This is a genomic window from Corallococcus exercitus (assembly GCF_042231735.1).
In the GTDB taxonomy this organism is placed as follows: Bacteria; Myxococcota; Myxococcia; order Myxococcales; family Myxococcaceae; genus Corallococcus; species Corallococcus exercitus_B.
Map to the genome: position 1 here is coordinate 465,260 of NZ_CP102577.1, position 12,896 is coordinate 478,155.

13 protein-coding genes are annotated in these 12,896 nt (G+C 70.7%); 6 read left to right on the plus strand and 7 right to left on the minus strand.

Annotation, left to right across the window (positions count from 1 at the left end):
- The first annotated feature begins 45 nt into the window (after positions 1-45).
- Positions 46-654 (plus strand): TetR/AcrR family transcriptional regulator, encoded by a 609-nt coding sequence (locus tag NR792_RS02130; protein ID WP_375758389.1) that lies wholly within the window; start codon positions 46-48, stop codon positions 652-654.
- Here NR792_RS02130 and NR792_RS02135 read toward each other — a convergent pair.
- The gene (locus NR792_RS02135) at positions 640-1,230 is read right to left on the minus strand and encodes a hypothetical protein (RefSeq protein WP_375758390.1); all 591 of its coding nucleotides are present in this window, start codon (positions 1,228-1,230) and stop codon (positions 640-642) included. The two genes, NR792_RS02130 and NR792_RS02135, sit on opposite strands and share 15 nt — an antisense overlap.
- Positions 1,231-1,368: 138 nt before the next feature.
- Between NR792_RS02135 and NR792_RS02140 the strand changes: the two genes are divergently transcribed.
- On the plus strand, positions 1,369-2,532 hold the full coding sequence (locus tag NR792_RS02140; protein ID WP_375758391.1) for a sensor histidine kinase: 1,164 nt from the start codon (positions 1,369-1,371) through the stop codon (positions 2,530-2,532).
- Positions 2,529-3,176, plus strand: a complete 648-nt coding sequence (locus NR792_RS02145) for a response regulator (protein WP_375758392.1) — start codon at positions 2,529-2,531, stop codon at positions 3,174-3,176. The genes NR792_RS02140 and NR792_RS02145 overlap by 4 nt, the downstream gene beginning before the upstream one ends.
- Here NR792_RS02145 and NR792_RS02150 read toward each other — a convergent pair.
- The 3 genes from NR792_RS02150 to NR792_RS02160 all read right to left on the minus strand — a co-directional run bounded on the left by NR792_RS02150 (position 3,173) and on the right by NR792_RS02160 (position 6,015).
- Entirely contained in the window at positions 3,173-4,828 is a 1,656-nt protein-coding gene (locus NR792_RS02150) for a serine hydrolase domain-containing protein (RefSeq protein ID WP_375758393.1), read from the minus strand. The two genes, NR792_RS02145 and NR792_RS02150, sit on opposite strands and share 4 nt — an antisense overlap.
- Positions 4,829-4,915: 87 nt before the next feature.
- A complete protein-coding gene (locus tag NR792_RS02155) occupies positions 4,916-5,287 on the minus strand; it encodes a hypothetical protein (protein WP_375758394.1) in 372 nt (123 codons plus the stop codon).
- 2 nt (positions 5,288-5,289) lie between these two features.
- Positions 5,290-6,015, minus strand: coding sequence for a hypothetical protein (locus NR792_RS02160; RefSeq protein ID WP_375758395.1), 726 nt, complete (start codon positions 6,013-6,015; stop codon positions 5,290-5,292).
- A 226-nt stretch (positions 6,016-6,241) separates the two neighbouring features.
- Here NR792_RS02160 and NR792_RS02165 point away from each other — a divergent pair, with 226 nt between their 5' ends.
- Both NR792_RS02165 and NR792_RS02170 read left to right on the plus strand, forming a co-directional pair.
- A complete protein-coding gene (locus NR792_RS02165; RefSeq protein WP_375758396.1) occupies positions 6,242-7,144 on the plus strand; it encodes a hypothetical protein in 903 nt (300 codons plus the stop codon).
- A 411-nt stretch (positions 7,145-7,555) separates the two neighbouring features.
- On the plus strand, positions 7,556-8,557 hold the full coding sequence (locus NR792_RS02170) for a hypothetical protein (protein WP_375758397.1): 1,002 nt from the start codon (positions 7,556-7,558) through the stop codon (positions 8,555-8,557).
- 72 nt (positions 8,558-8,629) lie between these two features.
- Here the strand turns inward: NR792_RS02170 and NR792_RS02175 are convergent, their stop codons facing one another.
- Positions 8,630-9,880 carry an MFS transporter gene (locus tag NR792_RS02175; RefSeq protein WP_375758398.1) on the minus strand — a complete coding sequence of 417 codons (1,251 nt, stop codon included), beginning with the start codon at positions 9,878-9,880 and terminating at the stop codon, positions 8,630-8,632.
- A gap of 103 nt (positions 9,881-9,983) precedes the next feature.
- Between NR792_RS02175 and NR792_RS02180 the strand changes: the two genes are divergently transcribed.
- Complete coding sequence (locus NR792_RS02180; protein ID WP_375758399.1) at positions 9,984-10,952, plus strand: LysR family transcriptional regulator; 969 nt, start codon at positions 9,984-9,986, stop codon at positions 10,950-10,952.
- A gap of 18 nt (positions 10,953-10,970) precedes the next feature.
- On the opposite strand, the gene NR792_RS02185 is transcribed toward NR792_RS02180, so the two are convergent.
- Complete coding sequence (locus NR792_RS02185) at positions 10,971-11,279, minus strand: hypothetical protein (protein ID WP_375758400.1); 309 nt, start codon at positions 11,277-11,279, stop codon at positions 10,971-10,973.
- A 484-nt stretch (positions 11,280-11,763) separates the two neighbouring features.
- A complete protein-coding gene (locus NR792_RS02190; RefSeq protein WP_375758401.1) occupies positions 11,764-12,894 on the minus strand; it encodes a 50S ribosomal protein L11 methyltransferase in 1,131 nt (376 codons plus the stop codon).
- Positions 12,895-12,896: the final 2 nt, after the last annotated feature.

Here is a 12,896-nt window from a genome sequence, read left to right on the forward strand (position 1 = left end):
TCAAGACGAGACGTTCCGTCTCGCGAGCTGGTAGGGTGGCGTCCGATGACTGACCCGAAGACCCCGGAACCGTCCCGCCGCAGTGAGCGCTCCCGCCAGGCCATCCTCACCGCCGCCGTCGAGCTCGTCGGGGAGGTGGGCTATGCGCGTCTGACGGTCGAGGCGATCGCGGCGCGGGCGGGGGTGGGCAAGCAGACCATCTACCGCTGGTGGCCTTCCAAGGGGGCGGTGGTGCTGGACGCCTTCGTGGAGCTGAGCGGCGGCAACCAGCCCGCGGCCCTGCCGGACACCGGCAACCTGGAGGCGGACCTGAGGACGGTGCTGCGGGCCACCGTGAAGGAGCTCACGGATCCGCGCTTCGAGTTGCCCTCGCGGGCGCTCACCGCCGAGTCCCAGGCGGACGCCGCGCTGGCCCAGCAGTTCGTGGAGGCCGTGCTGCGGCCCCACCTGAAGGCGATTCAGGAGCGGCTGCGCTCGGCACAGCGCGCGGGCCAGGTCGCGAAGGGGGTGGACCTGGCGGTCGCGGTGGAGTTGCTCGTCGGGCCGCTCTTCCACCGGTGGCTGCTTCGCACCGCGCCCCTCACGAGCGCGTACGCGGACACCGTGGCGGCGCTGGTCATCGCCGCGCTGCGGCCCCCGTCAAAGGGACGCTAGCGGGCCCTCGACGCCCACGTGCCGGGCGTTCACGACCAGGGCCGCGGTGAGGGTGCCGATGCCCGAGGCCCCCATGGCGGCCATGTGCTGGAACCACCAGTGCATCCGCTCCTGGGGCGGCCGCATCCAGTACCACAGGCCGGTGAGGCCGCAGAGGATGCCCACCGGCGCGAAGCCCCACAGCAGCGGTATGCCCATCCGCAGGCCGTACGCCCCGGTGAAGAGCCCCAGGCACAAGAGCAGCGTGGACAGCCCCACGTCCAGCGGGTGCGTGCTCGCCTCCGTGCGCGTCTTCGTCCTCGGCACGCGCACTCCCATGGACGCGGCCGCCGCGCTCAGCACCGCGAGGTAGACGAAGAAGAGGGCCATGGGCTGCTCGCGCGGCGCCTGGAGGAAGCGCCCTCCGGAGCTGACCAGCGCGAAGAGCGCGGCGGAGATCGTGGCGCCCACGTAGATCCGGCCCGCGCGCCGGTGCAGGGCACCTCCCTTGTGCGCCACCAGGGGAAGCCAGAGCGTGACGAACGCGACGACGCCCGACGCGATGTGGAGCCAACGGGCGAGCAGGTAGAGCGACATGGAGGCCTCTGGCGGGGTGCGAGTCCGAAAGGACGGTACGCGCCCGCGCGGGTGCCTCCATCTGACGGAAGTCATACGGCCCGCATGTGACTTCCGGCACATGGCCCGTCCTCCAGGGGTGTCCTAGGGTCTCCCGTCATGCCCGAGCGGTCCCCCGTGGCCAAGCCCGCCACCACCCATCGCATGCTGCTCGTCGCCGGGATGCTGACCTGGGCCGTGGTCGGCTTCGCGCACGCCGAGGACCTGGCGCGTGAGCCCGCGCGGTGGATGGCTCCGGACACGCTGCTCTGGGGTCTCTCGCTCCTCACCTTCGGTGGGGCCTTCTGGTTCCAGACGCGGGTGCAGGGCAAAGGAGAGCTGCCGCTGCTCGCCGCGCAGACGCTCGCGGCGCTGGTCTGCCTCGCCACGGGGGAGAGCAGGCTGGACGGCGCGCTGCTCGCCATCACCGCGGGGCAGGTCCCCGAAATCCTCCCGCAGCGCCGGGCGCTGGCGTGGGTGGGGGCCCAGGTGGGGGGCATGTTCGTCGTGTTCGCCGTCCACCACCCGCTCGTCCAGGCCCTGGTGCAGACGCTCATCTACACCGGCTTCCAGGTCTTCACGTTCGGCACGGCGCTGGTGATGGTCCGCGAAGCGGAGGCCCGCCGCGAACTGGCCCGGGTCCACGTGGAGCTCCAGGCCACCCAGGTGCTGCTCGCCACCCGTGAGCGCGAGGGCGAGCGGCTGCGCATCGCCCGCGAGCTGCACGACTCCGTGGGGCACCACCTCACCGCGCTCAGCCTCAACCTGGAGGCCGCCGCGCATACCGCGAAGGACCCCGCCTCCACCGGACACCTGCGCCGCGCCAGGGATGCGGCCCGCACGCTGCTGTCCGAGGTGCGGGGAACGGTGACGGCGCTGCGCGATGCGCCCACGCCCCTGCTGCCGTCGCTGCGAGCACTCGCGGAGGGCGTCCCGGGACTCGCCGTCCACCTGGAGGTCCCCGAGGCGTTCGCCCTGGAGTCCTCCGAGGCTGCGCACTCGCTGTTCCGCTGCGTGCAGGAGGTCCTCACCAATACGCTGCGCCACGCAGGGGCCCGCAACCTGTGGATCACCATCGTGCCCACGGAGGATGGCGGGGTGCGGGTGCACGCGAGGGATGACGGGGGCGGCGCGGCGCAAGTGACGCCCGGCGCGGGGCTCACTGGCATGCGGGAGCGGTTCACCCGGCTGGGGGGCCGCGTGGAGTGGCGCGCGGCGGCGGGGCGGGGACTGGAGCTGGAGGCGTGGCTGCCGGCCACGCCGGAGAGCGGGGTGGGCACGTGAACACCCTCCGGCTGGTGCTCGTGGATGATCACGCCCTGGTGCGCCAGGGGCTGCGCAGCCTGTTGGAGCTCACGCCCGACCTGCGGGTGGTGGGCGAGGCCGCCGACGGCGAGGAGGCGCTGCGCAAGGTCGCGGAGCTGGACCCGGACGTGGTGCTGATGGACGTGCGCATGCCGCGCATGACGGGGCTGGAGGCCCTGCGCGCGCTGCGCCGCACGGATCCTGAGCGGCGCGTGGTGCTGCTCACCACCTTCGACGAGGACACGGCGCTCATCGAAGCCCTGCGCGCGGGAGTGCAGGGCTTCCTCCTCAAGGACGTGTCCCTGGAGGAGCTGGCGGAGGCCATCCGGCGTGTCGCCTCCGGACAGACGCTGCTGCCCCCCGGCATCGCGGAGCGCGTGGCGCGCGGCATGGCGGAGGTGCCCCGCGACTTCCCCCACGCGGACCTGCCGGAAGGGCTCACCCGCCGCGAGGTGGAGGTGCTGCGCCTCATCGCGCGGGGGCTGAGCAACCGGGAGATTGCTGAAGCGCTGGGGACGGCGGAGGGGACGGTGAAGAACCAGACCTCCAGCATCCTCTCCAAGCTGGGCGTGAGGGACCGCACCCGCGCCGTGCTGCGGGCCATGGAGCTGGGCTGTCTCTAGCGCGGCTTCCGCTCGAACCGCAGGTCCCCGAAGCCGAAGCCCGTCACCTGCCCGCTGGCATCCCGGGTGAGGTGGAGCAGGCCGTGGGGCGTGTTGAACGCATCAGCGAAGGCCGGCACGAGCGGCGGGCTTCCCAGGGCCCGGCCCTTCAGCACCGCCTTCCCATCCTTCAGCTCGATGCGCCAGGTCACCTCCAGCTCGGGGCTGTAGTACGTCCCCACCAGCTGCTTCCAGGCTGCGTCGGAGAGCGAGGAGGCCGGCTGCACCCGCTTGAAGACGGTCCGGATCTCCTCGCTGCGCAGGAACGTCATCTGCTCTCCCGCGAAGCGGAGGGTGAGGGGCGCCCCCTCCACGTCGAAGCGGTCTTCGCCCGCCGGCCGAAGCGGGAGCGCGCGTCCCGGGAAGGCCAGCTCCAGCTTGCCGTCCTGCTGGCGGACGTTCACCACGCGGTGGGCGTCCTCGTCGTAATAGAGGCCGGCGTACCGGGCGAGGTCCCCGCTCGCGGTCGCAAGCGTCGCGGGCGCCGCGGCCTTCGCGTCCCGCGGTTCGGCCGCCTGGAAGACATGGCCCAGGACGAGGTCCGCCACGCGCTCGGCGATGTCCGGTCGCATGTCCGCCCGGTTGCAGAGGATGGCGATGGAGAGGTGGTGCGCGGGGAAGCGCATCAACGCTGCGCGATAGCCTCCCCAGGCTCCGGAGTGATGGACGCGTTCCACTCCGCGATAGGTGTCCAGGAACAGCCCCCGGCCATAGGACGTGCTGGCGCCCGTGTTCAGGGTCCCGCGCACCTGGAGCCCGTCGATGAGGGCGCGCCCGCCCACCCTGGCGGTGGTGAAGTTCTCCTCCCATTTGACCAGCTCGGTGACGCTGGTCTGGACCTGTCCGTCCCCCAGCTGGTTCCAGTTCGACATGTCCAGCTGGAAGCCGCCCTTGCCGGCAGGGGCATAGGCCGTGGCGCGGCCGGGGACGACGGCCGTGTGGTCGTCGCGGAAATGGCTCCGCGCCATTCCCAGCGGCTGGAAGAACCGCTCCTTCGCGAACGCGGCCAGGTTCTGGCCCGTGACGCGCTTCACGATGAGCGCCGCCAGGAAGTAGCCACTGTTGCTGTATTCAAACCGCGCTCCGGGCTTGAACCTCAGCGCGCGCTGGCGGGCGATGACCTCCAGGGCGTCGTCGTCGTCGGTGACGTCCTCGTAGTGAAAGCCCTTGAGGAAGAGCAGGTCGTTGTAGTCGCGCAGCCCGCTCGTGTGGTGGAGCAGGTGGTCCACGGTGATGGGCGTCCCTGGGTCCGGCAGCTCCGGCACGTACTTCCGGATGTCATCCGTCAGCGCCAGCTTCCCCTCGTTGGCCAGCAGCACGACGCTCGCGGCGGTGAACTGCTTGGACACCGAGCCGACGTCGAACAGCGTCGTGGGGGTGATGGGCGTGCCCTGGTTCAGGTCCGCCGTGCCGTAGCCCCGTGAGTACAGGAGCTTGCCGTCCTGGGAGATGCCGAGCGCGCAGCCCGGGGTCGCAGGGCCGCTGTAGTCCTTGAACACCGCGTCGATGCGGGCCGGCTGGATGCGGACGGCGGAGGGTGGGGCGGCCAGGGCCGGAAGCGCCGTCATGAGTCCAACGAGCCCGACGACCGTGAAGCGCGGCGAGGCGTGCATGGGGGTTCTCTTGAAAGGAGGGACCACCGGGGTGGCACGCGAAGGCTGTCATGGGGTTGAGGGGCGCATCAACAGACGCCGGCCGCCTCAGCGAGTCTTCTGCTGGTAGGTCTTCACCAGCGCGTTCATGCGCCGCCCGCTCGGGTCCTCCTTGCGGGGATCGGAGACGACGAGCACCCACTTGCCCGAGACCACGCTGGAGCCGACAGCGTCGCCGATGAGCGCCCAGCCGGCCTCCTCCGCCTTCTTGGCCTGCTCCGCGCCGTCGAAGAGGCACACCGTGGCCTCCAGGCCGCTCACCTTGCCGGCCTGGCACTTCCCGCCGGGCAGCTTCTCGCCGACGTCGGTGAAGCCGGACGGTGACTCACCCGCCGCCTTCCACGCGTCCAGCACGTCGTTCGCATTGCTGGAGCATCCCGCCAGCAGCAATGCCCCCAGCGCGAATCCCTTGCGCCGCATGCTCAGTCCCGTCCCTTGTGTTTGTGCTTCTTGTGCTTGCCGTGACCGTGGCCATGGTCGTGGCCATGACCATGGTGATGGTCGTCATCGTCGTCGTCCCGGATGATGATGACCTCGCGGGAGGGCGGAGGCGGCCTGCCACCGACCCTCACGTCCACGTCCACGTTCACGCCCACCTGGATGATGGGGCCGTGGTACTGGGGCGGCGGCGCGAAGGCCATCACCGGCCGCGGCACGTTCCAGCCGCGATAGACCGTGTTGACCCGCACCCGCTTCGGGTTCTCCCGCCGGTATTCCTCGGGGTACTCGCCCGCGTAGAAGTGGACGTCCTCCTTGTCCACGAACTGCTGGCGCGGCGGCGGCTCGTAGGCGTGGTAGTGCGGCCCGTCGTGGTAGCAGTACTCCACCACGTCCACGTCCACGTCGATGTTGACGATCACGTTGAGCACCACCGGATGGTGCCCGTAGTAGGAGTGCCGGGGGCCCTCGTAGCCGAAGGGCGTCGGGTCGCCGATGAAGACGTAGACGTTGTCGCGCGTGCGGTAGAGCGTGTCCGCGTGCAACGGCGCGGCGGAGTGCACGTGCGGCGCCTCGAGGTGGCACAGCCCGTCCCGGGGCTGCCCGGTGCGCGGGTGCATTCCCGCGTACCTCCACTGCTTCGCTTCGGCCGCGCTGGCGGCCATGAGCAGCAGCGCCGTGGCCAGCGGGGCCAGATTCCTGTGTGACATGGTGGGGGTTCTCCCTGGAGGCGGGCACGCTCCAGCGAACCTCTGACCCGGACCGCCCCGGAGCGGTCACATCCGGGCGCGGGGCCCGCCTCCGCGGTGTCCGTGGAGGTGCTCCACGCGCCTCCCGGTGACAGCAGGCGCGAAACATTTCGGTGCCGCGACACTCAGCCTCCGGCGTGCTTCGCGGCCATCGCCATCCGCGCGGCGTCGACTAGGGTCGCGCCGCATGAACCCCCGTCTGCCCCTCGTCTTCCTCGCCGCCTTCCTCGCCGTGTCCAGCGCGGGGGCCAAGCCCTACCGCGCCATGGTGACGCGCACCGCGTCCACCACGAAGGCCGGCAACCTGGAGCTGGGCCTGCGCTACCAGGGCTTCTTCGCGTTGGACCTGGATGCGTCGCAGCCCTACCAGCAGATCTCCCCGAGCCTGCGCTTCGGCATCGTCGACAACCTGGAGGCCAACCTCTACGTGGAGCTGCTGGCGCTGGGGCTTCCCGGCGAGGACGACTTCAAGGTCGCCTTCGGTGACATCCCGCTCGGGTTGCAGTGGACGTTCCTGGAGACGAGCCAGGCGGCGCTGGCGGCCTACGGGCGCGTGACGCTGCCCACCGGGCCCAGCGACGAGGACGGCATCATTCCGAGCCTGTCCGACGGCACCTGGGACTATGAGGGCACCCTCGTGGGCGAGCTGCGCGCGGGCAAGGACCTGCGCTTCATGCTCAATGGCAGCTATCTCCACCAGGGCACCCGGGACCGCGGAACGCTGCCGGAGTTCGATGTCCCGGACGCGGTCCAGCTCGCGCTCGCGGCGACCTACAACCTGGACAACTTCACGATGCTGGGGCTGGAGGTGGTGGGCCGCCTCTACTTCGAGGACGTCATCACCCCCGTCTGGCGGGACAACGCCGCGCAGGTGGAGATCCTCCCGATGGTGCGCCACGAGGCGTTCCCCGGCCTGGTGCTGGAGGCCGTCGCGGGCGTGGCCGTCACCGAGGACCTGCGGGAGATCTACCAGTTCCGCGTCCTGCTCGGTGCGACCTACGAGTTCGACCTCTCCTCGGGGCCCAAGCTGCCGAAGAGCAAGCAGGACCTGCGTCCGCCCAAGAAGCCCGCGCCCAAGCGCCGCCGCTGAGCAAGGGGGCTGTCTCGACTTTCGAACCTGCCCCGGCGGGCGCGGCCGGGGCTGGACACTTCGACTGTCCAGGCCCGGACGGCACGACCCGGGGACTGGGGCGCTGGGGGCAGTCGTCCGTCCTTTCCTGGATGGGCCGCTGTTCCCCGGGGGGCATTGGGACGGGTCCGGGGCACCCATACCCTTGCGGGCCACATCGACCTGAAGCGAGGCCCCCCGATGTCGAAACCCCGCTGCTCATGCCACTCCCGGTTGCTCCGTGTGCCGGTCCTGTTGCTCTCCCTGCTGCTGTGCAGCGCATGTGAGGCCGTGGGGCGGATCGAGACTCCCGAAGGGCAGGCTCTTGCCCTGGAGCCGTTTCCTGCTCTGCCGGCCCCCGCCGGGCTTCGCCCCGTCGCGATCTGGGAGAGCATGTTCGTGGATGAGTGGGGGCGGGAGCACGAGGAGACCTTCCTGCCCTGGAGCCACTCGCGCGACAGCTGGGACTTCTACAACCTCGCCTACGGCCTGGACGCCAACACCGCGATGTACCGGGCGACCGGGAGAGTTGCGTACCTCGACCGGGCGCTGCTCTACGCCAACAACCTGGTGGCCTCCGCGCGCGTCTCCTCGTCGCTTCCGCGAAGCCAGTTCAAGGACGAGTACCTGGGCTGGTCCTCGTCGAAGTCGGAGCCGTCCGGGCAGGAGGTGCCGCTGTATGAGAGCTATTGCTGGCGCTACGTGACGCGTCTGCTGCGCGTCATCCGCGAGACGCCGGCGCTCTACGCCGCCAGCGCCTACCGCGCGCAGTACGACCGGCTGCTGGCGTTCACGGAGAAGCACATCTTCGACAAGTGGTTCCTGCGAGGGGCGGATGACTTCGTCTACCGCAACCGCACGCACATGGCCGCGCACTGGGCCTTCATCTCCATGGACCTGTCGAGGATGACCACCGACCCCGAGCGCAAGGCCCGCTACCTGGAGGTCTTCGACAACATCCACCACGGCATGCCGAACTTCCCGACCTCCCTGCGCACGAAGCTGGAACCCAACCCGGACCACCCGGGGGCCTGGTTCTGGAACGACAAGTGGGACACGAACGCCCAGCCCGGTCAGGACGTGGCGCACGCGAACAACCTGCTGGCCTTCATCGTCGAGGCCCACGACGCGGGCATGGAGTGGACGGACGCGGACATCCGCGGGTTCGTCGTGACGCTCAACACCGTCATCTGGCCCGCGCCCAGGGTGTTCGCGGAGTATGTGGATGGCTCGGGGGCAGGGGAGGGCTGGTTCAACGACGGGCTGATGAAGCTCGGCCGCTACGACGTCAACCTCCAGCGCCGGCTGGAGCAGCATCGCGTCGGGCAGAACACCCAGTACTTCGCCAACTGCGCGCTCAACGTGCGGCTGCTGTCCGAACGGGCCGTGCAGTAGGCGGCCGGCTCGGGGAGGGGAGGCCGGTTCGCTTTGCGCGTGCCGGCGCCCCTTCGCGCGCAGCCCCGTGGCTCAGCGGGCCGTGCGTGCTCCCGGGAACAGGCGGACCCCCAGGGCCGCCAGCGAGGTGAGCGTCGCCAGCAGCGTCACGGCCGTCCATCCCCACCGGGCCAGCACGAGGCTGCCGCCGGCCGCGCCGATGGACATGCCGATGAACATGGTGACGAACAGCACCGCGTTGAGCCGGCTGCGCGCGGCGGGGTCGATGCCGAAGACGAGGGTCTGGTGCGCCACGAGCGTGATCTGCGCGCCCAGGTCGAAGCCGATGGCGCTGGCGCCAATCAGCCACAGCCGGTGATTCGGCTCCAGCCACGGCGCCGCGAACATCGTGGCGAAGGAGACGACGGTCAGGCCGGCGCCCAGCCGCGTCACGACTTCCGGCCCGAAGCGATCCGCGATGCGGCCCGCCACCGGCGCCCCCAGCGCTCCCGCCGCGCCCGCGAGGCCAAAGGCCCCTGCCGCCGCGCTCCCCAGGTGGAACGGCGCGCCATGCAGCATCACGGCGAGCGTGGACCAGAACGCGCTGAAGCCGATGGAGATCAGCCCCTGCGCCAGCGCCGCCCGGCGAAGCGCCCCGTACCTGCGCCACAGGCCGGCGAGCGAGCCGAGCAGGGCGCCGTAGGAGAGCGTGTTGGTCGGGTGGAAGCGGGGCAGGCCGCGCCAGGCCGCCACGCCGACGAACGCCACGCTGGCGGCGGCGACCCCGTACATGGCGCGCCAGCCGAAGTGCTCGGCGACCACGCCGCTGATGACACGGGACAGGAGGATGCCGAGCAGCAGGCCGGTCATCACCGTGCCGACGACCTTGCCGCGCTCCTGCTCGGGGGCCAGGGTCGCGGCGGCCGGCACGATGTCCTGCGCCAGCGTCGCCGTCAGGCCCACGGCGAAGCTCACGAGGAGCAGCAGCTGGATGCCCGGCGCGATGCCGCCCAGCAGCAGCGCCACGCTCAGCAGGGCGGCCTTGATGAGGATGATGCGGCGCCGGTCGAAGCGGTCGCCCAGCGGCGTCAGCAGCAGGATGCCCAGCGCGTAGCCCAGCTGCGTGAGCATGGGCACGAGTCCCACCGCGGTGTCGGAGGCGCCGATGGAGGCCCCCATCACCCCGAGCATCGGCTGGCTGTAATAGATGGAGGCCACCGACAGGCCAGCGCTCGCGGCCAGCAGCAGGCGCAGGCCGCCCGACAGGGACGGGCTGGCGGCGGAGACCCGCGCGGGGAGGGGGACGTTTCCGGCGGTTCCATGTACGGCGCGAATGAAGGACATGATGTTCACCTCGGCTGATGCGCTACGAGGCAACAGTGCGCCAGAGGGGCAGGGCGCGGTAGACGCGTGCTCCGTACAGCGGTTATACGCTGCGCGTATCAACATGCCCCGCCCCTCCAAGCAGGTCCGGCCGAGGAGTTCCGCCCCCACCACGCCCGCCAGCGCCGACCGGCTGGAGCTGATGCAGACCTTCCTGCGCATCGTTGACGCGGGGAGCCTGTCCTCCGCCGCCGCGCAGCTGGGCACCACGCAGCCGACGGTGAGCCGCCGGCTCCAGGCGCTGGAGCGCTCGCTGGGGCTGCGGCTGCTGCAGCGCTCCACCCATGCGATGAAGCTCACCGAGGACGGCGCGCGCTGCTACGAACGGGCAAAGGAGTTGCTGGCCAGCTGGGAGCTGTTCGAGGCCGACCTGCGCGGCGCGAGCGACGAACCGGAGGGCACGCTGCGCGTCGTGGTGCCGCACGCGTTCGGGCAGCAGTTGTTGGTGGAGCCGCTGACGGAGTACCTGCGCCGCCACCCGCGGGTCTCCGTCGAATGGCTGCTGCACGACCGGGCGGTGGACTTCATCGCGGACGGGATTGATTGCGCGATCCACGTCGGCGAGGTGCATGACCCGAGCGTGGTGGCGATCCGCGTGGCCGAGGTGCCGCGCATCGTCGCGGCCGCGCCCTCCGTGCTGGCGGGAGGGCCGGTGCCGACGCATCCCGACGAGCTGGCCAGGCTGCCCTGGCTGTCCCTGCGCACGTTCTATCGCAACGAGCTCTCACTGACCCACGTGGCCACCGGAGAGGTCCAGCCCATCGTCTTCCAGCCCCGCGTGAGCACGGACAGCCTCTACGCGCTTCGCAGCGCAGCGGTGAAGGGGCTCGGTGTCTGCGTGGGCTCGTCCTGGGTGATGCACGAGGACATCCAGCGGGGCCGGCTGCTGCACCTGGTGCCGCGATGGCAGGCCGCGCCCCTGCCCATGTACCTGCTCTATCCGTATGCGCGGTTTCACCCAGCGCGGCTGCGCAGGTTCGTGGAGTTGATGCGGGAGATGATCCCCGCAGCCCTGGCGGTGGCGGTGCGCTGAGCCGTCCGTGGTAGGTTTTCAGCGCTTTTCCCGGCGCAATGCCATTCCACGAAGAGGAGCTCCCATGAAGAAGTCCGCGCTGCTGTCCGTGCTGTCCGGTTTGCTGCTGGTGGCCTGTGGTGGAGTCCCCGACTCGAGCACCGAGCCGGCCGATGCGCCCCTGGGCACCACCGAGGCCGCGGTGTGCTCCGATGGAAGCTGTACGTGTATCGCGCCGGACTGCGACGCCCTGAACTGGACGACCTGCGGGAAGGGAAGCGCCACGACGACGTGCTCCTGGAACGACGGCACCACCTGCAGGACCGCCACCTGCAGCTGCTCGAGCATGAGGTGGCTCTGCCCTTGAGCGGGCTGCAACGCCTTTCGAACGTCCAGCCGGATTGTGGGCTGGCCGACACGGTTGTTTGAGAAGGAATTCGGATCCTGGGTAGCCTTGAACGTTCAATCCTACCCAGGAGTCCGGATGCGGAAGTGGATGAGCCCGCTTGGCGGCATTGGCAGCCTTGCTGTTGTCCTTGCCTCGTTGACAGCCTCCGCGGCGCCGACGTCGTGCACGGATGAAAGCGAATGCAATTGCGCTACACCCTGCAGCGAAATCTGCTTCATGGGGCCCATCGGGGCCCGCTATCCGTCAACGTGTGGCCAGGACGGGATTTGCATTGACTATTGTGGTGGCGTTGGCGCCGAGGCCTCTGCCACCCAGGCGGCTCAGGCGCAACAGGACGCCTCCCTGGACGTCTGCACCGAGCCGGTCCCGCAGGCCAGCACCGCGAAGAGCTGAAGGGCGGAGCCGCTCCCGTGTCCCGTCGTGCTACCTGGCGGCGGGCACGAGGCCGTAGAGGGTGGTGACCTCCTTGGAGCGCGCGGCGTGCAGCGGGTCCGCCTTGTCCTTCGCCTTGGAGTGCCGCGCCGGGTTGGACTTCCGCCACGCCACCTTCAGGCCGCAGCGCTCGAATTGCTCCTCGAGCCACCCGGGCGGACGCAGCCCCAGCAGCACCGCCAGGTCCGACAGGATGAGCAATCCCTCTCCACCCGGCGTCAGCGCGGCGGGGAGCCCTTCGAGGAAGCGCCGCAGGAACTGGCTGTCCTCGTCGAACACCGCGCGGTCCACCCGGTTCTTGGGAGGTTCGGGGATCCACGGCGGGTTGCAGACGACGAGGTCCGCCTTGCCCTCCGGGAACAGGTCCGCCTCCGCCACCTGGAAGCGCTGCGCAAGGCCAAGCCGCTCCGCGTTCTCGCGTGCGCACGCGACCGCGCGGGAATCGCAGTCCGTGGCCTGCGCGAACGCCGCGCCGCGCTGCAGGAGGAGGAAGGAGAGCACGCCGGTGCCGGTGCCCACGTCGAACACGCGCTTGCCCTTCACGTCCGGCACGGCCGCCAACAACTCCACGTAGTCGGTGCGCGTGGGCAGGTAGACGCCGTAGTGCGGATGGAGCAGGCCCTTCAGTCCCGGGACCGCCAGGCCCTTGCGCCGCCACTCCGCCGCTCCGAGCATGCCGAGCAGCTGCTTGAGCGGCACGACGGTGAAGTCCGCCGTGGGCTCGCCCCACACCTGCCAGCACGCCTCCGCGACGTCCGGTGCGCGTGAGAGCTCCAGGTGGTAGCCGCGGTCCAGCGCGACGACGATGCGCGACAGCGTCGCGTGCTCCTGCTGCCGGGCGCGGCGTTCGGCCCGGAAGGCCTCCAGCGGTGAGCGGGCCTGCCAGGGGCGCTCGAGCCGCCGGCCCAGCGCGCCGAGCAGCTGCTTCGCGTTGTGGAAGTCGCCGGTGTAGCGCAGGAACTCGCCCCGGCGGACGCGCTTGAGCGCGGCGTCGGCGCTGAGCCCGTCGTCCACGGGCGACAGGCGCGTGGGGGCGGGCTCGTCACTCTCCGAGTGCCAGGTGAACGCGGCGTCGGCCGGAAACTCGAAGGTCGCGGCGGCGGGGCGGCGGGGACGGTCCATGG